Source organism: Gaetbulibacter sp. M235 (assembly GCF_043876835.1).
Taxonomy (GTDB): Bacteria; Bacteroidota; Bacteroidia; order Flavobacteriales; family Flavobacteriaceae; genus Yeosuana.
Map to the genome: position 1 here is coordinate 137500 of NZ_JBAWJZ010000009.1, position 19460 is coordinate 156959.

Genomic DNA, 19460 nt, shown 5'->3' on the forward strand with positions numbered 1-19460 from the left:
TGATAAACTTATATTAAATTTAGTTGGTATTTTACGTAACTACGCATTAAAAGCTCTATTTTTTTGTGATTTGCCACTCGTATTCTAGTATTTTTTAACTTTAAAGCGGGTGTTTTTTTTAATTTTTTTAATAATTGATGGTAATACCGGTAAGCCATAAAAACGCCAAATTTAGCTTCAATAGGAAGCATTTTAATGCCTTGAAGTCCTTTTGCAAAATCTTGTTCAATATCATTTATGATTTCTTGTTTTGAATTTTCGTCAAGATTGTTTAAATCAATATTTGGAAAATAACTCCTATTTAAGCCTTCATGATCTGCTTTTAAATCTCTTAAAAAATTTACTTTTTGAAACGCAGAACCCAAAGACATTGCAGAGTCTTTTAGTTTGTTGAATTTTAATGTATTACCCTTTACAAAAACTTTTAAACACATTAATCCAACAACATCTGCAGAGCCATAAATGTAGGTTTTAAATTCTTCTTCTGTAATATATGTTGATTTGTATAAATCTAATCGCATACTTGCCATAAAAGCATCAACAAACTCTTTGTCAATCCCATATTTATGATACTTATATTGGAAAGAATTTAAAATAGGATTTAAGCTAATTTTGCTGTTTAAAGCATTTTCTAAATCTTTCGCGAAATCATTGAAAAGTGTTTCTTTATCATAATCATGGAATGAATCCACAATTTCATCAGCTAGTCTAACAAAACCATAAATATTATATATATCATCTCTTATTGATTTAGCAAGCATTTTAGTTGCTAATGAAAAAGACGTACTGTATGATTTTGTGACAATCTTACTGCATTGGTATGAAACGGTATCAAATAGAGCTTTCATAATTACAAACGGTGGTGTTTAATTATTAATTCTGAAACTAATTTTCCTGATATTAAAGATGGTGGCACTCCAGGACCTGGCACTGTTAACTGACCAGTAAAAAACAGATTCTTAACCTTTTTACTTTTTAATTTTGGTCTCAAAAAAGCTGTTTGCAACAAGGTATTTGCCATTCCATAGGCATTGCCTTTATAAGAATTGTAATCTTTTATAAAATCATTCACACAAAATGATTCTTTGAAAATAATGTTATTTTTTACTTTTTGAGATGTTAATATTTCAAAGCGAGTCATTATTTTATCAAAATATGTTTCTCTTAATTCGTTGGTGTCTTCTAAATCTGGAGCAAGGGGAATTAAAAAAATACCAGCTTCTTGTCCTTCTGGAGCACAATTTTTATCAGTTTTACTTGGAAAGCTTGCATAAAATAGCGGATTTTCTGGCCATTTTGGGTTGTCATAAATGGCTTCAGCATGAATATCAAAATCTACATCAAAGAAAAGGGTGTGATGATTTACGTTTGAAACTTTTTTGTCAAACCCAACATAAAAGAGTAGAGAAGAAGGTGCAAATGTTTTTTTATTCCAATACGTTTCAGAATACTGTCTGTAAGATTTATCTAATAATGTTTCTGTATGATGATAATCAGCGCCACTTAAAACAATGTCGCTTAAGTAAGTTTTTTTGTTAGAAATAATACCTTTTGCGTGACCATTTTCAATAATTATTTTTTCAATAGGGCATTCAGTTTTAATTTTTACCCCAAGTTCTTTAGCTAAGGATTCTAATGCAAGAATAACTTGATACATGCCTTTTTTTGGATGGAATGTTCCTAAACCAAAATCGGCAAAATTCATAAAGCTATAAAATGAGGGCGTATTACTAGGTTTTGCGCCTAAAAACAGTACGGGAAATTCTAGAATTTTAACTAGTCTTTCATTTTTAAACTCTTTTCTAACATCCTTTTTTATGGTACTAAAAAATTGTTTTAACTTTTTAATGGTTTTCGGGGTAACTAATTCTAATGGTGATACTCCAGGATTGTATACTAAGTCTTTAATAGCAATGTCATAATTACTTTTTGCTGAATCAATAAATTTTTTAAGCTTTATAGAAGAGCCTTTTTCTTCTTTTTCAAATGCCAGAATAATTTTACCCAAAGTATCTTCAATAGTGATGTAGTCTTCAACATCAAAATACACACTGTAAGCAGGATTCAATTTTTCTAAAGTGTAATAGTCAGAAGGAGATTTTCCAAAATCTGAAAAGAAACGTTCAAAAACATCTGGCATCCAATACCATGTTGGACCAATATCAAATGTAAAACCATTTTTTATTAGTTGTCTTGCACGACCGCCAATTGTTTTATTCTTTTCAAAAACTGTAACATCATAGCCTGCTTTAGCTAAATAACACGAAGCAGCTAATGATGAAAATCCGGAACCTATAATTGTTATTTTCATTTTTGTTTAACAAATATATAAAAAAGTTAAACAAAAAAACAATTCTAATAAAGATTTACAAATTTTTAACTAAATCTTTAATTGTATTGAAAGCAGAAATACCTTTAGGTAATTTGTTTAATTCTAGGCTTTTTGCCATGTTTCCAAGAATCCATAATTCATTGGTGTTATTGTGTAAAATAGTTTGTTTAAAAACTTGTAAATAATTATCAATGTCCTCTCTTTCAGGTTTAATTGTAAAGTATGAAATGAATGTAATATCATCATAAAGACTTAAAGGGTCTTTTAAGCTTTCTGTGGGTATGCTTTGCCCTAAAAAAATAGTTTGATAACCTTTGCTTTTAAGCTCATAATTTATGAGCATTAAACCTATTTCGTGAATTTCGTTTTCTGGAAGGAAAAGCACAAAGATTTTTTCGCGTTTGTTTTGTTCAACTACATTGTTTTTCTCTATGTTTAATAATAATTTTTGTTTTATAAGAGTAGAAACGAAATGCTCATGAGCAGGTGTGATGGTTTCTGTTTGCCAAAGGATACCAATGTGATGCAGAAGTGGTAAAAAAGTGTTGTAAAATATTTCTTTAAACGTTTTCAATTCTATTAACTCATTGTAAGTCTTATGAAATAAATGCTCATTAAAAGTTAGCATTGAAAGTTTTAATGAATTTATTGCATGATTCTCAACTTGCAATTCTTTTGAAGTGATTTCATTAACGAGTTTAGAAATTTCTTCATTTGTTAAAGAAGAAATCTTAGAAATTTTATATCCGTTATTATTTAAAAAAGCTACATTCAATATCTTTTGAAGGCTCTCTGTTGTATAATATCTTATATTAGTTTCTGTTCTTTTGGGCTGAAATAGATTATAGCGTTTTTCCCAAATTCTTATAGTGTGTGCTTTTATTCCACTTAGATTTTCTAAATCTTTAATACTAAACTCTACTTTAATATTGTTCATTTTTAATTAAAAAAGTTTAAACAAAACTATATGAAATATTTAAGTATAAAAAGAGAAATGAAAAAAAATATAAAATTGTGCGCACGAGAAGACTCGAACTTCCACATTCTAAGCGAATACTAGCCCCTCAAGCTAGCGCGTCTACCAATTCCGCCACGTGCGCAAATGAATTAAATAAAAATAAAAAAAGTTAAGCATTTATGCTTAACTTTTTTTCTGTGACCGGGCTGGGGCTCGAACCCAGGACCCTCTCCTTAAAAGGGAGATGCTCTACCAACTGAGCTACCAGGTCTTTTTCTCTATTGAGGGTGCAAATATAAAATGTTTAATTTATAAAACCATACTTTTTTTGAAGAATTTTTTGTTTTTTTGCGAAGCTTTTGTGTATGTTTTTAATAATCAATTTATAGCGAATTTATGATTGTAATTTTAATAGGTTATATGGCTTCTGGAAAGTCTAGTTTGGGTAGACTTTTAGCTAAAAAAATAGGCTATGATTTCATTGATTTGGATGAATTTATAGAATTTAAAGAAAAAATGCCTGTTAAAAGCATATTTGAAAGTAAAGGTGAAATTTATTTTAGAAAGGTTGAATCTTTATATTTAGATGAAATAATTGCACAGAAAAATAATACTATATTATCATTAGGTGGAGGTACTCCATGTTATGGAAATAATATGGAGACTATTTTAAAATCAAATAATGTGAAAAGCATTTATTTGAAAGCATCTATTTCTTCTCTTATTGAAAGGCTGAAGAATGAAAAAAATAAGCGACCATTAATTTCACATCTTAAAAATAATGAAGAATTAGCGGAATTTATAGGAAAGCATTTATTTGAACGATCAGTATTTTATGATCAAGCACAATATAAAATTTCAACAGATAACAAAACTAAAAATGAAATTGTTGATGAATTATATGCAACACTAATCTAAATAAGCTTCAAAAGTCTTTCCTTCTAATATAATTTGAACATGCTCATGTAATGAGGTCGACAATGAAATACCTTTGAAATCTGCTTTTACAGGATATTTTTTATGGTTTCTATTCACTAAAACAGCAGTTTTAAATTGCTTTAAGGGCACGTTTAAAAAGTGCTTAACCCCATAAATTAAAGTGGTTCCGGAATTTAGAACATCATCAACTAGTATCAACGATTTGTTTTCATATTCATTTGCAGGAATTGATGTTTTTATTTCCTCTAATGGATTTTTTTTATTGATGCTTACTTTACAAAGAATAGGATTGATATCTGAAATTTTTTGGAGCACCGTTTTAAGTTTCTTGGCAAATATGAATCCGTTTTTGTCTATACCAGCCAAAATAATTTCTTTTTCATTTACATTGTTTTCGTAAATCTGAAAAGCAATACGTCTTATTTTATGGTTGATTTGATTATGAGTCAGTATAATATTTTTTTCAACGGTCATAACTAAGTTTGTTTAATTAAAGTATAAAATTACTCATTTTTATCTGTATATCTTATTTTTTTCAAAGGCCAGATAGAACATCCTTATAAATATTTTTTTGCGCGACTAAATATAAATCTAGGATGTTTCATCGGTAAAATTATCGATATCTCTTCTATCTTTTTTAGTTGGTCTGCCAACACCTTTTTTTCTATAATAATCCTTCGATAATTTTAAAAGCTCTTGAGCTTCAAATTGTTCTTTTGGAGTTTTATCTATTCTATAAATATCTACAAGTTTAGCACCAATTCTATTTTCTGGTATGGCATTAACTATAAGTTGATAGTTAATCTGGTCCTTTCTTAATTCAATTTCATCTTGTGGATAAACATCTCTACTAGGCTTTGCAATTTCTTTATTTACTCTTACATGTCCCTTTCTGCAAGCAGTTGTTGCTAAAGTTCTTGTTTTGTAATATCTAATGCACCATAAATACTTATCTATACGCATATTATTTTCGTAAAACTACGTTAATGTTGTTGTGCAAAATTATATTAAAATTGTATCTTGCGCCTCAAAAATAAGCAATAATGAGAATAAGAAAAATAGCTCTATTTATTTTGTGTTTAACAATTGGATTCTTGTCTTGTAAAAAAGACAGTAACTCCACCCCAACTATTGAGGTGAGAGATAGAGCTGAACAACAAATTATAGATAATGATTCAATAGTCGGTTATTTAGAGACGCACTATTATAATTCAAGTGATTTTGGAGCGTCTAATCCAAACCCTAGTTTAAATGATTTGGTAATATCTGAACTTTCTGAAGGTGAAACAGTTCCAGATGGACATACGTTGTTAAAAGACGCTGTAGAAACTAAATCTGTTGTTTTTGCTGAAACAGATTATGAATTTTATATTTTGAAATTAAATCAAGGAGGAGGAGATTCGCCAAAATTTTCTGATAAAGTTAGAGTTAATTACGAAGGAAGATTGCTTAATGAAACTATATTTGACAATACTGCTAATCCTGTGACTTTTGATTTATTATCGTTAGTTCCAGGTTGGAGTAAAGCATTACCTTACTTTAGCACAGCCGAAGGGTTCAATGATGTTGGAGATGGCACCATTGATTTTTATAATTATGGTTTAGGAGTCATGTTTTTACCATCAGGATTAGGTTATTTCTCTTCAGCAACAATTAATATCAATTCATATTCTCCTTTAATATTTAAAATTGAATTGTTTCAGATGTCTCAAAATGATGACGACAGTGATGGAATTCCTTCGTTTATGGAAGATTTAAATAATGATGGAGGATTTACATTAGAAGATGATAATACAGATTCTGATAATATTCCTAATTATGTAGATATTGATGATGACGGCGATGGTATTTTAACTGCCGATGAGATTGTCATTAAAACTTATAAAGATAATGCAACCAAAGAAGATGTAGAAAATTTGCCTTTAGCAGACAATGAAGTTTTAATCAAAATTAAAAAGGAGTCTGATGGTACTTACACAGGAACAACAATAACATTTACAGATACAGATGGTGATGGAATACCAGATTATTTAGATAAAGAATAAAAAAATAAGATAAAAAAATCCCGCAATTGCGGGATTTTTTTTATTCCAAACGTTTTATACTAGAGTATAAGCGATAAGCCCAATATTAATTGATCTGGTCTAGTATCTATTCTACTTGGTACGCCAGAACCAATACTACCAACAAAGGTTGCTTCATTTTTACTAAAACCTCTTTCATACCTTAAATCAACCCCAATTTTTTTAAGGTTTAAGCCTATTCCGAAATTAAAGCCAACAGTAAAATCGTTTTCAACATCATTTATAGAAATGCCATCAAACTCAGTATCTAAAATATACTGAAATGCTGGACCAGCAAAAACACTAACAGGTCCCAATACTTTAATGCCGACTAACATTGGCGCATCAAGCTTTTGCATATTAAAGGTGTCAGAATCATAATCACTTTTAGTTCTTGTGTAGATAAGTTCAGGTTTAAAATATATTTGGTTACCAATTTTCCCAAAAAGACCAAAATGGTAACCAACATTTCTGTCAGGATGTTTTGCATTTGAACCAATAGACTCAAAATAATCTCCGTTAGCATTATAATTTAAACCAGCTTTAATACCAAAACCACTAGCTGATTGTGCAAAAGTTGCAGCAGAAATAGTTACAAAAAATAATGCGAGAAAAAATATTTTTTTATTCGCACTAAATCCATTTTTTAAATTTCTCATAATATTTGTTTTTAAATTAGATTTGAGTTTTTCTCATTCAAAAATATATAGTATTCAATGTTTATCTGTTATATGATTTTTTTTATTTATTATATAATTTGATAACTATGAATTTTTGCACATAAAAATGTATACAATTATATAGTGATTGAATTTGATTTATACTTAATCAAAAACGTTGCCAAACAAATATTATTTTCTTTTTATATTAAATTCGGCTTTTGAAATTATTGATTTATAATTTAATCCTTGTGGTAATTTTATTTTTTGCCAATAGCAATCGATATAATTTTTAGTTAATTATCTTTGCCGCCTGATGATTTTATGAATATGGAATTTGAATTAAAAGGCAAAGACAGTCAAAGTAAAGCAAGAGCTGGAAAAATAACAACAGATCATGGTGTAATTGAAACACCAATTTTTATGCCTGTTGGTACGGTAGCATCTGTAAAAGGAGTTCATCAGCGTGAGCTTAAAAACGATATTAATCCAGATATTATTCTAGGCAACACATACCATTTATACTTAAGACCCCAAACAGATATATTAGAAAAGGCTGGCGGACTTCATAAATTCATGAATTGGGATAGAAATATTTTAACCGATTCTGGAGGTTATCAAGTATATTCACTTTCTGCTAATAGAAAAATAAAGGAAGAAGGTGTTAAGTTTAAATCTCATATAGATGGAAGCTACCATACGTTTACTCCAGAAAATGTGATGGAAATTCAACGTAGTATAGGAGCAGATATTATTATGGCTTTTGATGAATGCACGCCATATCCTTGTGATTATAATTATGCTAAAAGATCGATGCATATGACACATAGATGGTTGGATAGATGCATCAGTCATTTAGAAAAAACACCTTTAAAGTATAGTCATGACCAAGCGTTTTTTCCTATAGTTCAAGGAAGTACATATAAAGATTTACGTGTTCAATCTGCTGAATATATTGCAAATGCAGGTGCATTAGGAAATGCAATTGGAGGTTTATCAGTAGGGGAACCAGCTGAAGAAATGTATGCTATGACAGATATTGTGTGTAATATTTTGCCAGAAGATAAACCGAGATATTTAATGGGTGTTGGTACACCAATTAATATTTTAGAGAACATTGCGTTAGGTATAGATATGTTTGATTGTGTGATGCCAACAAGAAATGCAAGAAATGGCATGTTGTTTACGGTAAATGGTACATTGAATATAAAAAACCAGAAGTGGAAAGATGATTTTTCTCCAGTTGATGAAATGGGAATAACTTTTGTTGATACAGAATATACAAAAGCATATTTACGTCATCTATTTTCTGTAAATGAATTATTAGGAATGCAAATTGCAACAATTCATAATTTAGGTTTCTATTTATGGTTGGTTAGAGAAGCAAGAAAACATATATTAGCAGGAGATTTCAATACTTGGAAAAATACAATGGTTAACCAAATGAATAATCGTTTATAGATTTGAAAATTTTAGATTGGTACATATTAAAGCGTTATCTGTTTACATTTTTCATGATGTTATTGCTGTTTATTCCTATAGGGATTACAGTAAATCTTGCTGAAAAAATTGGAAAACTTCTTGAAAATGAAGTGCCATTTAAAGAAATAGTTATTTATTATTTGGACTTTACGGTTTACTTTGCTCATTTATTATTCCCGTTATTCTTATTCTTATCCGTAATATGGTTTACCTCAAAACTAGCTAACAATACAGAGGTTATAGCTTTTTTAAGTTCAGGAGTTTCTTTTTCAAGATTTTTGAGACCTTATATGATTGGTGCTGCTATTATTGGTGGTTTAGCATTGTTTTTAGGTATGTACCTTGCACCAATTGCTAGTAAGGGGTTTAATGAATTTGACTATAAATATTTGCATCCAGACAGAAAAACCACTCAGGATAGAAATGTATTCAGACAGATTAATGATAAAGAATTTATTTATGTAAGTAGCTTTGATTTAAATCAGAAACAAGGAATCAATTTTACTTTAGAACATATAGAAAACAATAAATTAACCTATAAAATTAGTGCCAAAAGCATTAAGTATATAGAGGAAGACACCATTTATAGATTGGTAGATTATGTAAAAAGAACCGTTGGGCCAATTAATGATGAGTTAGAATTCGAAAAGAGAAAGGACACACTTTTTGCTTTTGATGTTGAAGATTTAACGCCTGTAATTTATATCGCAGAAATATTGCCTTACAATGAATTGTCAAAATTCATTGAAAAGGAAGAAATGAGAGGATCTTCAAACATTGGTCGATACCAATTGGTTTTATACAGAAAATGGAGTTTACCAGTTTCAGTATTTATATTAACAATTATTGCTGTGGCAGTTTCTTCCATTAAACGAAGAGGAGGAATGGGAGTAAATCTTGCCGTAGGAATTTGTATTGCTATGATTTTTGTGTTTTTCGATAAAATTTTTGGGGTTATGGCAGAACAATCCAATTTCCCACCAGTTATTGCTGTGTGGTTCCCAAATGTCATTTTTGGTATTTTAGCAGTATACTTGTTACAAAATGCAAAACGCTAAACTTAAAAACTATCTACATCTTCATTTTTTAGTTTTTATTGCTGGATTTACTGCTATTTTAGGTGAATTGATTTCTATTTCAGCCATTCCACTAGTTTGGTTTAGAATGTTTATGGCTTCTATTTTAATTTTTATTTATATAAAAGTAGCTAAAGTCGATATTCGTATTTCACCAAAATCTGTAATTAAACTTTTCATAGCCGGAGTTATAATAGCAATACATTGGATCACATTTTTTGGAGCCATTGAAGTTGCCAATGTTTCCATTGCCTTAGCTATGTTTTCAACAGGTGCTTTTTTTGCTTCTATTATAGAACCTATTGTTTTTAAACGTAAAGTGATTTGGTATGAAATTATTTTTGGAATACTGGTTGTAATAGGAATATTTTTAATTACTCAAAGTGAAATCCATTATATAAAAGGCATCATTCTGGGTATTTCCTCTGCTTTTTTTTCTTCTCTATTTGCTGTTCTTAATGGTAAGTTTTTACAAAGACATTCAGCAACTGTCATTTCGTTTTATGAATTTATAAGCGGAGTTGCATTTATATCACTTTTTATAATTTTATTTCGAGGAGGTTTTTCTATTGAATTCTTTAAATTAAGTGTTGCCGATTTTGGGTATCTATTCATATTGGCTTCTGTGTGTTCAGCCTATGCTTTTATTGCAGCTGTTCATGTTATGAAAGTGATTAGCCCTTATACTGTTGTTTTAAGCTATAATTTAGAGCCTGTTTATGGCATTATATTAGCTATAATTTTATTTCCTGAAAAAGAAAGAATGAGTATAAACTTTTATTATGGGGCATTTATTATTATTACGACAGTTATGCTAAACGGATTATTGAAAAAGAAAAGACTATTAAAAAGGAAGCGTTCTTAGAGGTTTATCATGATTAAAGTTTTTATATTTGTATGCTAACAAAAATATAACTAGAAATTCTTATGGAATATTTAGAATTTGAATTGCCTATAAAAGAGCTTGAAGACCAGTTACAAAAATGTAGAATAATTGGAGAAGAAAGTGAAGTAGATGTTACTCAAACCTGCTCGCAAATTGAAAAAAAATTAATTCAGACCCAAACCGATATTTATAAAAATTTAACTCCTTGGCAACGAGTACAATTGTCTCGTCACCCAAATCGTCCTTATACATTAGATTATATAAGAGCGATTTGCGGGGAAACATTTTTAGAACTTCATGGAGATAGAGGCTTTAAAGATGACAAAGCCATGATTGGTGGATTGGGTAAAATTGGCGACCAAAGTTATATGTTTATTGGCCAACAAAAAGGTTACAATACCAAAACAAGACAATACCGAAATTTTGGTATGGCTAATCCAGAAGGATATAGAAAAGCACTTAGGCTAATGAAATCTGCTGAAAAATTTGGTATTCCTGTAGTTACTATATTAGATACACCTGGAGCATATCCTGGGTTAGAAGCTGAAGAAAGAGGACAAGGAGAAGCTATTGCGAGAAACATTCTTGAAATGACCCGTTTAAAAGTGCCGATTATTACTGTAATCATTGGTGAAGGTGCTTCTGGAGGTGCATTAGGAATTGGTGTTGGAGATATTGTTTTAATGTTGGAAAACACATGGTACAGCGTTATCTCTCCTGAATCATGTTCATCTATTCTTTGGCGCAGCTGGGAATTTAAGGAACAAGCAGCTGAAGCTTTAAAGCTTACTGCAAAAGACATGAAAAAACTTAAGATGGTTGACGAAATTGTCAAAGAACCTCTTGGTGGTGCACATAGAGACAGAGAACAAACTTTTACGATTGTAAGTGATGCAATATCTAAGTCTTATGAGTTACTTAAAAACTTATCACCAAAAGAATTAGTGGAAAAAAGAATGGATAAATATTTAAATATGGGAGTATTTAAAGGCTAATCCTTTTAAAATCATAACATAGTAAAATCTGAAGCTTATAACTTCAGATTTTTTTTATGGTTATTGACAATTTTTTTAAGTTATTAACAGTTAGAATGTTAACGAACAGTTCATAATCATACATTGTTTTCACTTTAAAACCATCATCATTTTAATTACTTTAGCAGTTATGGAACAACCTAATCAAATAAAAGGATATAAAGTAGATAGAAGCACATTAATAAGTCTTGAGAAAGGGAAAATACCACCTCAAGCACTTGATTTAGAAGAAGTTGTGTTAGGAGCAATGATGATTGATAAAAAAGGTGTTGATGAAGTTATTGACATTTTAAGTCCAGAAGCGTTCTATAAAGAAGCACATCAGCATATTTTTGAAGCTATTTTTCAGCTATTTGAAAGTAGTGAGCCAGTTGACTTATTAACCGTTTCAACACAATTAAAGAAAAATTCAAAATTGGAGTTGGCGGGAGGTGATTTTTACCTCATTTCTTTAACGCAAAAAGTATCCTCTTCAGCACATATTGAGTTCCATGCACGTATTATTTTGCAGAAATATATTCAACGTAGTTTGATTAAAATATCAAGTGAAATTATTGAAAACTCCTATGATGAAACAAAAGATGTTTTTGATTTATTAGACGAAGCCGAAGCAAAACTATATGAAGTAACACAAGGAAATATAAAAAAATCCAGTGAAACAGCTCAAAGCTTAGTAATCCAAGCAAAAAAGAAAATTGAAGAAATTTCTAATAAAGAAGGATTAAGTGGTATTCCATCAGGGTTTGATAAGCTGGATAAGTTGACATCTGGTTGGCAGGAAAGTGATTTAATTATTGTGGCTGCAAGACCAGGTATGGGAAAAACGGCTTTAACGCTTTCTATGGCAAGAAATATTGCAGTAAATCATAATATTCCCGTAGCTTTCTTTTCATTAGAGATGGCATCAGTTCAATTAATAACTCGTTTAATTTCTAGTGAAACAGGGCTTTCTTCTGAAAAATTGCGTACAGGTCGTCTCGAAAAACATGAATGGGAACAATTAAATGTTAAAGTTAAAGGACTTGAAAAAGCACCATTATATATTGATGACACACCTTCGCTTTCAATATTTGATTTAAGAGCCAAAGCACGTCGTTTATCTTCGCAACACGGTATTAAATTAATTATTATTGATTATTTGCAGTTAATGACTGCTGGTGGAAGTCAAAAAGGAGGAAATAGAGAACAAGAAATCTCAACTATTTCCAGAAACCTGAAAGCTTTAGCAAAAGAATTAAGTGTGCCAGTTATTGCTTTATCCCAGTTATCAAGGGCCGTTGAAACTCGTGGAGGCAGTAAGCGACCTTTATTAAGTGACCTTCGTGAATCTGGAGCAATTGAGCAAGATGCCGATATTGTATCGTTTATTTACCGTCCAGAGTATTATAAAATTGAAGAGTGGGATGATGATGAGCGTTCACCAACCGAAGGACAAGCAGAATTTATTGTTGCTAAACATAGAAATGGTGGACTTGACAACATTAGGTTAAAATTTGTTGGTCATTTAGGTAAGTTTGATAATTTGGATGATTTTGATTCTCCTTTTGAATTCCATAGTAAAATGAATGCTGCTGCAAATGATGATACCTTTAAATCAGATAATTTTAAAGCCAGTCCAAATGAAGCATTTGGTAGTTCATTTAATGAGGATGAAGATAATGATGTGCCTTTTTAATACTTAATATTTCCTTAAACCATTTCGTTCAACATTAATTTTTAAGTATCTTTCGGTCTATGAGAAAGACCATTGTTTTTATATTACTATTTTTTTTTTCGATTAATTCCTTCGCATCTTATATTCTTATTCCAATGGATGCTGAAAGCCAAATAAATCATTTAAAAGCTTATGGTATTACTTATTGGGCATTAGAAAAACAACTTAAAGTTAAATGGCTTTTAAATTATAGAGGTGGTTCTTTTTTATTGCCAGATGTTGAAGGAGTTGAACGTGAATGTCAAATTAGAGGTGTTTCATTTGAGATTATTTCAGATTCGAAAACAGAAAGTATTTTAGAGGAAATTAATAGCCCAAGTCAAAACATGGAAGCTGTTGTTTTAGAAAAAGCACCTAAAATTGCAGTTTATACACCTCATGGTAAACAACCTTGGGACGATGCCGTTACTATGGTTTTAACTTATGCAGAAATTCCTTATGAAACGGTTTATGATGAAGAAGTTTTAAATGATGGTTTGTTGGCTTTTGACTGGTTACACTTGCATCACGAAGATTTCACAGGTCAATATGGAAAATTTTACGGAGCTTACAAGGCAGCGGCTTGGTATATTCAAGAGAAAAAAGATGCAGAAGCTTTAGCTGAAAAATTAGGTTATAGCAAGGTATCTCAAGAAAAACTTGATGTGGCATTAAAAATTAGGGATTATGTTATTGGAGGAGGATTTATGTTTGCTATGTGTAGTGCTGCAGATAGTTTTGACATTGCTTTATCGGCTGAAGGAGTTGATATTTGTGAGCCCATGTTTGACGGCGATGGGAGTGAAGCCAATTATCAAAGTAAGATAGATTATAGTAAAACCTTCGCATTTACAAATTTTAAATTAGAAAAAAATCCAAATGTTTATGAGTTTTCATCAATTGATATGACCCAGCACCGGATGATTTCAAGAACCATTGATTATTTTTCGCTAATGGAATTTTCTGCAAAATGGGATCCTATTCCAACCATGTTATGTCAAAATCACACGGCATTAATTAAAGGTTTTATGGGACAAACTACGGCTTTTAATAGTGATGAAATAAAGCCCAATGTTTTGATTATGGGCGAAAATAAAACCAATGGAGAGGCTAAATACATTCATGGAATTAAGGGAAAAGGGTTCTTTACTTTTTATGGTGGACATGACCCTGAGGATTATCAGCATAGAGTAGGAGATTCTAAAACAGAATTAGAATTGCACCCTACTTCTCCGGGTTACAGACTTATATTAAATAATGTATTGTTTCCAGCGGCAAGAAAAAAGAAACAGAAAACTTAAAGAAATACTATTCAGTAATTTCTACAAGTTGAAATGTGTAAATATATCCATCAGCACCAGCTCCTGTACTTTTTTCATTTTGATTTATAACCAACAGATTATTTGAAATGGTTAAGCTTCCAAATTCATTTTGGTTTATTACAATAAAGGAATCATTACTATTATTTATAAGTGAAAATGTATAGTTACCAGTATCAAATCCATCTTCTTTTGTTGTATCTGTATTGTTATTTGTAATATTAAGTGTCCCTAATGAGTCATTGAACGCCCAAATTATGGTGCTCAAATCAAAATTATTATTAACACCATCAATTCCTCCACTTACATTTTTTAAATGCCATTCAGCCCTAACAAACTGAGGCACATTATTATCACTGCTTAGTGAGCAACTGGTTAATAAAAAAATAAAAATAGTAGCGGTTAAAAATTTCATAGTCATATTAGCTTTTTTATAATTAGATACGAAATTATACCAATGGTTGCGTTTACAGATTAAAAATTTAATTTTTTAATGTTAGTGTTTCTTTTGCTTGTATAATTTTTTCTAAAATGTATTCTACACCATTATCGTCATTACTTTTAGTTTTATAACTAGCAATATCTTTTACATGCTGCACGGCATTTTCCATGGCAAAACTAAAAGAAGCAAGTTTTAACATTTCGATATCATTATTATAATCTCCAAAAGCAATAGTTTCATCTTCTGTAATGTTATAATAATTTTGCAAAAGTTTTAAAGCATTTCCTTTGTTTGCAGAATCATCAGAAATATCTACCCAATGTTTTCCAGAAACTATAATTTTATATTCTGAGACCAGTTCGTTAAAAAGAGGAAATATATATTTTTCAGAATCTTCATGATGATACAATGCTATTTTAATAATGTCTTCTTTGATTTCTTCTATGGAATTAATCACAACAAAATTTGGATAATATTCAGATAACAGTTTTATGTGTCCATTTGAAGCACTTTTAAAATAGGCTTTTGATTTTGTACAATAAATTGGGTGAATATGTGAATTGGTAATAATTAATTTTTCAATCTTATAAAGATTATTCTTATTGATTGGTATTTTTAATAGGATAGTTTCTTTTTCTGCCACTATACCACCATTTTCAGCTACAATAATAATATCATCTTTAATGGTACTTAATTTATCTATGATGCTATAATAAGGCCTTCCGCTAGCAGCTACAAATCGAATATTATGCTTTTTTATTTGTTTAAATAATTCAAAAAATAAACTACTTACTTCATGATTTGAATTGAGTAATGTGCCATCCATATCGGTGATGACTAATTTTATTTTGGATAAATCCATAGATAATTTTTTAAGAGGCAAAAATAATGTTTCTTATTTTAATAGATGTTTTGTGAAAGTTATTTATAACAAAAAAATCCGATTCTTTAGAACCGGATTTTTATTAAGCGAATAATATGTTTTACAATAGGCGAAACGCCTTATTTTACTTTCTCTATTACGGCTTTAAAAGCCTCAGGGTTATTCATAGCTAAATCTGCTAAAACCTTACGGTTTAATTCAATATCATTAGCTTTTAATTTTCCCATAAATTGAGAATATGACAATCCGTATTGTCTAGCTCCCGCGTTAATACGGGCAATCCATAAAGCACGGAATGTTCTTTTTTTGTTTCTACGGTCTCTGTACGAATATAACATCGCTTTATCAACCGCATTTTTTGCTACTGTCCAAACGTTTTTACGACGTCCGAAAAAGCCTTTTGCTTGTTTAAGAACCTTTTTTCTTCTGGCTCTTTTTGCAACAGAATTTACTGATCTTGGCATAATTTTTAATTTTTTTTGTAGTAGGCGGGCTTTAAAAAACCTCTTTCACTGAGCCTAACTCCAGGGTTATTAATTTGTTTTAACCAGAACTTATTACTTTAAACGTAATTGTTCTTTAATGCTGTTAACATCACTTTGGTCAACCAAAGTACTGTGTGTTAACGCTAGCTTACGCTTTTTAGACTTCTTTGTTAAGATGTGACTTTTAAAGGCGTGCTTTCTTTTAATCTTACCAGTACCAGTTAACTTAAAGCGTTTTTTGGCACTAGATTTTGTTTTCATTTTAGGCATCTTTTCTCCTAGTTTTAATTATTTCGCTTAATTATCTTTAATCCTGAACTATTCAGGGCTTTTTATTTTTTTGGAGCTAAGAACATGGTCATACGTTTACCTTCTAATTTAGGCATTTGCTCAACCTTTCCAAACTCTTCTAAATCTTGGGCAAGTTTTAATAATAATATTTGTCCTTGCTCTTTAAATATGATGGATCGTCCTTTAAAAAACACAAAGGCTTTTAACTTTGCACCTTCTTTTAAAAACTTCTCAGCATGTTTCTTTTTAAATTCGTAATCATGATCATCTGTTTGAGGTCCAAAACGAATTTCTTTAATAATGACTTTAGTAGCTTTGGCTTTAATTACTTTATCACGTTTCTTTTGTTCGTAAAGAAACTTCTTATAATCCATAACCTTACATACAGGAGGATCAGCATTTGGAGAAATCTCTACAAGATCTAATCCAAGCTCGTCTGCTATTTTTAAAGCATCTCTAGTACTATATACACCTATTTCTACATTTTCTCCTACCAAACGAACGTTAGGTGCTGTAATTCTAGAGTTTATTTTATGTTTATCCTCTTGCGAAACCCTTTTGTTGGGTTCATTTCTTCTTCTAATTGCTATGGCTTTATTTTTTAAATTAAACTTATTTTTAAAACGATTTTAGCGTTTTGTTTATTTCTGTTTTTATAATTTCTGAAAAGGTTTCAATTGAAATCATTCCTAAATCTTCTCCACCGTGTTGACGAACTGATATTTTGTATTCATGTTCTTCATTCTCTCCAATGATAATCATGAAAGGGTATTTTTGCATTTCGGCTTCCCGAATTTTCTTACCTATAGTTTCATTTCTGTTATCAACGAGGGCGCGAATTTCGTTATTTTCTAGCAAATTTAAAACTTTTTCAGCGTATTTTTCATATTTCTCACTAATAGACAATATAATAGCTTGTTTTGGCATGAGCCATAAAGGAAAATTACCACCAGTATGTTCTAATAATAAAGCAACAAAACGCTCCATACTTCCAAAAGGTGCACGATGAATCATAACAGGTCTGTGTAGTTCGTTATCACTACCTTTGTAAGTTAAATCGAATCGTTCAGGAAGGTTATAATCTACTTGAATTGTGCCAAGCTGCCATCTTCTTCCCAAAGCATCTTTCACCATAAAATCTAATTTTGGACCATAAAAAGCGGCTTCACCTTCTTCTATTACAAAATCCAGTCCTTTGTCTGTTGCAGCATTAATAATGGCTTGCTCGGCTTTTTCCCAGTTCTCTATGCTTCCTATATATTTATCTGGATTTTTAGGATCTCTAATTGATACTTGTGCTGTGAATTTTTCAAAACCTAATGCTCCAAAAACGTATAAAACTAAATCAATAACATTTTTAAATTCTTCATCAAGTTGTTCTGGCATACAGAATAAATGAGCATCATCTTGAGTAAATCCACGTACACGAGTTAAACCATGTAATTCACCACTTTGTTCATATCTATATACAGTTCCAAATTCAGCATAACGTTTTGGTAAATCTTTATAAGACCATTGGCTATTATTATAAATTTCGCAATGGTGCGGACAGTTCATGGGTTTTAATAAAAACTCTTCATCTTCTTTTGGAGTTTTTATTGGCTGAAAACTATCAGCTCCATATTTTGCATAATGCCCAGAAGTAACATATAATTCTTTCTGACCAATATGTGGTGTCACCACCATTTCGTAACCAGCTTTTTTTTGTGCTTTCTTTAAAAAATCTTCTAAGCGTTCACGTAAAGCAGCACCTTTAGGCAACCATAGTGGTAACCCTTGCCCCACTTTTTTAGAAAAAGTAAATAGCTCAAGTTCTTTACCTAATTTTCTATGGTCACGCTTTTTTGCTTCCTCTAATAGCTCTAAATATTCTGTAAGCTCTTTTTGTTTAGGAAATGAAATAGCATAAACACGTGTAAGTTGAGGGTTTTTTTCGTTTCCTCTCCAGTATGCTCCAGCAACTGATAATATTTTGGCTGCTTTTATTATGCCAGTATCTGGTATATGTCCTCCACGGCATAAATCGGTAAAAGTAGAATGGTCACAAAAGGTTATGGTTCCGTCTTCTAAATTTTCAATCAATTCTGTTTTGAACTCATTGTCCTTATATAATGCTAACGCTTCTTTTTTTGAAACAGATCGCATTTTAAACTCATGTTTTCCCCGAGCAATTTCAATCATCTTATCCTCAATGGCTTTAAAATCTTTTTCTGAAATTGATTTTTCACCAAAATCTACGTCGTAATAAAACCCATTTTCAATAGCTGGTCCTATAGTTAGCTTAATGCCAGGGTATAATTCTTCTAAAGCTTGAGCTAATACGTGCGCCGATGAATGCCAGAATGCTTTTTTCCCTTCATCATTATTCCATGTATATAAAACCAATGAACCATCCGTAGTCAAAGGTGTAACAGTCTCAATAGTTATACCATTAAAATTTGCCGAAATCACGTTTCTGGCAAATCCTTCGCTAATGCTTTTAGCAACATCCATAGGTGTAACGTTTTTTTCAAACTGCTTTACACTTCCATCGGGCAATGTTATATGTATCATTAAAATAAATTAAATTCAGGGTGCAAAGATAATAGTATATATATAGACATACAATATATATATAGGTATAATTTTTTCTTTATACAATTGAGTTTTTATTTAATTACGCATTTATAAAAAATAAAGAAGTTGATAAAAATGTTTTTGGGCGTTACCTTGTTACTCAAGGTCGGGCTGTTCATTATATCTTTTGCAATGCAAAAGGATGCCATTGCCATCCCTAACGCATATTTAGTTTTAGAATTAAAGCAATTGAAAAGTTTTTAATCATACTTTCTCTAATTTTTTTCTCCGTAAAATATTCATAATCAGTGGATAAAAAGGTGTTAAGAAAAAAGGCAAAAAAAAGACGGAAAAAGCCATTG

The 19460-nt window shown here is 30.6% G+C and carries 20 protein-coding genes and 2 tRNA genes; 8 read left to right on the plus strand and 14 right to left on the minus strand.

The window, feature by feature from the left end:
• Positions 1–8: 8 nt before the first annotated feature.
• The 5 genes from V8G69_RS14255 to V8G69_RS14275 all read right to left on the minus strand — a co-directional run bounded on the left by V8G69_RS14255 (position 9) and on the right by V8G69_RS14275 (position 3561).
• Entirely contained in the window at positions 9–848 is an 840-nt protein-coding gene (locus V8G69_RS14255) for a phytoene/squalene synthase family protein (protein WP_394882743.1), read from the minus strand.
• A gap of 2 nt (positions 849–850) precedes the next feature.
• The gene (locus V8G69_RS14260; protein ID WP_394882744.1) at positions 851–2311 is read right to left on the minus strand and encodes a phytoene desaturase family protein; all 1461 of its coding nucleotides are present in this window, start codon (positions 2309–2311) and stop codon (positions 851–853) included.
• Positions 2312–2366: 55 nt separating this feature from the next.
• Entirely contained in the window at positions 2367–3269 is a 903-nt protein-coding gene (locus V8G69_RS14265) for a MerR family transcriptional regulator (protein ID WP_394882745.1), read from the minus strand.
• A 78-nt stretch (positions 3270–3347) separates the two neighbouring features.
• Positions 3348–3432, minus strand: a tRNA-Leu gene (locus V8G69_RS14270).
• A gap of 56 nt (positions 3433–3488) precedes the next feature.
• Positions 3489–3561, minus strand: a tRNA-Lys gene (locus tag V8G69_RS14275).
• Positions 3562–3686: 125 nt separating this feature from the next.
• Between V8G69_RS14275 and V8G69_RS14280 the strand changes: the two genes are divergently transcribed.
• Positions 3687–4208 (plus strand): shikimate kinase, encoded by a 522-nt coding sequence (locus tag V8G69_RS14280; RefSeq protein WP_394882746.1) that lies wholly within the window; start codon positions 3687–3689, stop codon positions 4206–4208.
• On the opposite strand, the gene V8G69_RS14285 is transcribed toward V8G69_RS14280, so the two are convergent.
• Complete coding sequence (locus tag V8G69_RS14285) at positions 4200–4703, minus strand: phosphoribosyltransferase domain-containing protein (protein WP_394882747.1); 504 nt, start codon at positions 4701–4703, stop codon at positions 4200–4202. The genes V8G69_RS14280 and V8G69_RS14285 overlap by 9 nt on opposite strands.
• 117 nt (positions 4704–4820) lie before the next feature.
• Positions 4821–5192, minus strand: a complete 372-nt coding sequence (locus V8G69_RS14290) for an RNA-binding S4 domain-containing protein (RefSeq protein WP_394882748.1) — start codon at positions 5190–5192, stop codon at positions 4821–4823.
• A gap of 80 nt (positions 5193–5272) precedes the next feature.
• On the opposite strand from V8G69_RS14290, the gene V8G69_RS14295 reads away from it, so the two are divergent.
• Complete coding sequence (locus tag V8G69_RS14295; RefSeq protein WP_394882749.1) at positions 5273–6274, plus strand: FKBP-type peptidyl-prolyl cis-trans isomerase; 1002 nt, start codon at positions 5273–5275, stop codon at positions 6272–6274.
• Between the two features lie 59 nt (positions 6275–6333).
• Here V8G69_RS14295 and V8G69_RS14300 read toward each other — a convergent pair whose 3' ends face one another.
• A complete protein-coding gene (locus V8G69_RS14300) occupies positions 6334–6951 on the minus strand; it encodes an outer membrane beta-barrel protein (protein ID WP_394882750.1) in 618 nt (205 codons plus the stop codon).
• Between the two features lie 330 nt (positions 6952–7281).
• Between V8G69_RS14300 and tgt the strand changes: the two genes are divergently transcribed.
• The 6 genes from tgt (at position 7282) to V8G69_RS14330 (ending at position 14423) form a co-directional block, all read left to right on the plus strand.
• Entirely contained in the window at positions 7282–8412 is a 1131-nt protein-coding gene (tgt, locus tag V8G69_RS14305; RefSeq protein WP_394882752.1) for a tRNA guanosine(34) transglycosylase Tgt, read from the plus strand.
• A 2-nt stretch (positions 8413–8414) separates the two neighbouring features.
• The gene (locus tag V8G69_RS14310) at positions 8415–9491 is read left to right on the plus strand and encodes an LptF/LptG family permease (protein ID WP_394882754.1); all 1077 of its coding nucleotides are present in this window, start codon (positions 8415–8417) and stop codon (positions 9489–9491) included.
• On the plus strand, positions 9478–10374 hold the full coding sequence (locus V8G69_RS14315; RefSeq protein ID WP_394882756.1) for a DMT family transporter: 897 nt from the start codon (positions 9478–9480) through the stop codon (positions 10372–10374). Before V8G69_RS14310 ends, V8G69_RS14315 begins: the two co-directional genes overlap by 14 nt.
• A 62-nt stretch (positions 10375–10436) precedes the next feature.
• Positions 10437–11390 carry an acetyl-CoA carboxylase carboxyltransferase subunit alpha gene (locus tag V8G69_RS14320; protein WP_394882757.1) on the plus strand — a complete coding sequence of 318 codons (954 nt, stop codon included), beginning with the start codon at positions 10437–10439 and terminating at the stop codon, positions 11388–11390.
• Positions 11391–11559: 169 nt separating this feature from the next.
• Positions 11560–13104, plus strand: coding sequence for a replicative DNA helicase (dnaB, locus tag V8G69_RS14325; protein WP_394882758.1), 1545 nt, complete (start codon positions 11560–11562; stop codon positions 13102–13104).
• Positions 13105–13238: 134 nt separating this feature from the next.
• Positions 13239–14423 (plus strand): asparagine synthetase B, encoded by a 1185-nt coding sequence (locus tag V8G69_RS14330; protein ID WP_394882769.1) that lies wholly within the window; start codon positions 13239–13241, stop codon positions 14421–14423.
• Positions 14424–14430: 7 nt separating this feature from the next.
• On the opposite strand, the gene V8G69_RS14335 is transcribed toward V8G69_RS14330, so the two are convergent.
• From V8G69_RS14335 to thrS, 6 genes are all read right to left on the minus strand, one after another.
• Positions 14431–14856: a hypothetical protein gene (locus V8G69_RS14335; protein WP_394882759.1), complete on the minus strand. Its 426-nt coding sequence runs from the start codon at positions 14854–14856 to the stop codon at positions 14431–14433.
• A gap of 67 nt (positions 14857–14923) precedes the next feature.
• The gene (locus tag V8G69_RS14340) at positions 14924–15745 is read right to left on the minus strand and encodes a Cof-type HAD-IIB family hydrolase (protein ID WP_394882760.1); all 822 of its coding nucleotides are present in this window, start codon (positions 15743–15745) and stop codon (positions 14924–14926) included.
• A gap of 140 nt (positions 15746–15885) precedes the next feature.
• On the minus strand, positions 15886–16230 hold the full coding sequence (gene rplT / locus V8G69_RS14345; RefSeq protein WP_394882761.1) for a 50S ribosomal protein L20: 345 nt from the start codon (positions 16228–16230) through the stop codon (positions 15886–15888).
• 93 nt (positions 16231–16323) lie between these two features.
• Entirely contained in the window at positions 16324–16521 is a 198-nt protein-coding gene (rpmI, locus tag V8G69_RS14350) for a 50S ribosomal protein L35 (protein ID WP_394882762.1), read from the minus strand.
• Between the two features lie 62 nt (positions 16522–16583).
• On the minus strand, positions 16584–17132 hold the full coding sequence (infC, locus tag V8G69_RS14355; RefSeq protein ID WP_394882771.1) for a translation initiation factor IF-3: 549 nt from the start codon (positions 17130–17132) through the stop codon (positions 16584–16586).
• Between the two features lie 28 nt (positions 17133–17160).
• Positions 17161–19095 (minus strand): threonine--tRNA ligase, encoded by a 1935-nt coding sequence (gene thrS / locus V8G69_RS14360; RefSeq protein ID WP_394882764.1) that lies wholly within the window; start codon positions 19093–19095, stop codon positions 17161–17163.
• Positions 19096–19460: the final 365 nt, after the last annotated feature.

What these genes read in the sequence shown, in the direction of transcription:
- V8G69_RS14285 (WP_394882747.1), bottom strand. Translation starts at nt 4,703, where the DNA reads ATGACCGTTGAAAAAAATATTATACTGACTCATAATCAAATCAACCAT.
- dnaB (WP_394882758.1), top strand. Translation starts at nt 11,560, where the DNA reads ATGGAACAACCTAATCAAATAAAAGGATATAAAGTAGATAGAAGCACA.
- V8G69_RS14320 (WP_394882757.1), top strand. Translation starts at nt 10,437, where the DNA reads ATGGAATATTTAGAATTTGAATTGCCTATAAAAGAGCTTGAAGACCAG.
- V8G69_RS14335 (WP_394882759.1), bottom strand. Translation starts at nt 14,856, where the DNA reads ATGAAATTTTTAACCGCTACTATTTTTATTTTTTTATTAACCAGTTGC.
- tgt (WP_394882752.1), top strand. Translation starts at nt 7,282, where the DNA reads ATGGAATTTGAATTAAAAGGCAAAGACAGTCAAAGTAAAGCAAGAGCT.
- V8G69_RS14290 (WP_394882748.1), bottom strand. Translation starts at nt 5,192, where the DNA reads ATGCGTATAGATAAGTATTTATGGTGCATTAGATATTACAAAACAAGA.
- V8G69_RS14255 (WP_394882743.1), bottom strand. Translation starts at nt 848, where the DNA reads ATGAAAGCTCTATTTGATACCGTTTCATACCAATGCAGTAAGATTGTC.
- V8G69_RS14300 (WP_394882750.1), bottom strand. Translation starts at nt 6,951, where the DNA reads ATGAGAAATTTAAAAAATGGATTTAGTGCGAATAAAAAAATATTTTTT.
- V8G69_RS14340 (WP_394882760.1), bottom strand. Translation starts at nt 15,745, where the DNA reads ATGGATTTATCCAAAATAAAATTAGTCATCACCGATATGGATGGCACA.
- thrS (WP_394882764.1), bottom strand. Translation starts at nt 19,095, where the DNA reads ATGATACATATAACATTGCCCGATGGAAGTGTAAAGCAGTTTGAAAAA.
- V8G69_RS14295 (WP_394882749.1), top strand. Translation starts at nt 5,273, where the DNA reads ATGAGAATAAGAAAAATAGCTCTATTTATTTTGTGTTTAACAATTGGA.
- rpmI (WP_394882762.1), bottom strand. Translation starts at nt 16,521, where the DNA reads ATGCCTAAAATGAAAACAAAATCTAGTGCCAAAAAACGCTTTAAGTTA.
- V8G69_RS14330 (WP_394882769.1), top strand. Translation starts at nt 13,239, where the DNA reads ATGGATGCTGAAAGCCAAATAAATCATTTAAAAGCTTATGGTATTACT.
- rplT (WP_394882761.1), bottom strand. Translation starts at nt 16,230, where the DNA reads ATGCCAAGATCAGTAAATTCTGTTGCAAAAAGAGCCAGAAGAAAAAAG.
- V8G69_RS14260 (WP_394882744.1), bottom strand. Translation starts at nt 2,311, where the DNA reads ATGAAAATAACAATTATAGGTTCCGGATTTTCATCATTAGCTGCTTCG.
- V8G69_RS14280 (WP_394882746.1), top strand. Translation starts at nt 3,687, where the DNA reads ATGATTGTAATTTTAATAGGTTATATGGCTTCTGGAAAGTCTAGTTTG.
- V8G69_RS14265 (WP_394882745.1), bottom strand. Translation starts at nt 3,269, where the DNA reads ATGAACAATATTAAAGTAGAGTTTAGTATTAAAGATTTAGAAAATCTA.
- V8G69_RS14315 (WP_394882756.1), top strand. Translation starts at nt 9,478, where the DNA reads ATGCAAAACGCTAAACTTAAAAACTATCTACATCTTCATTTTTTAGTT.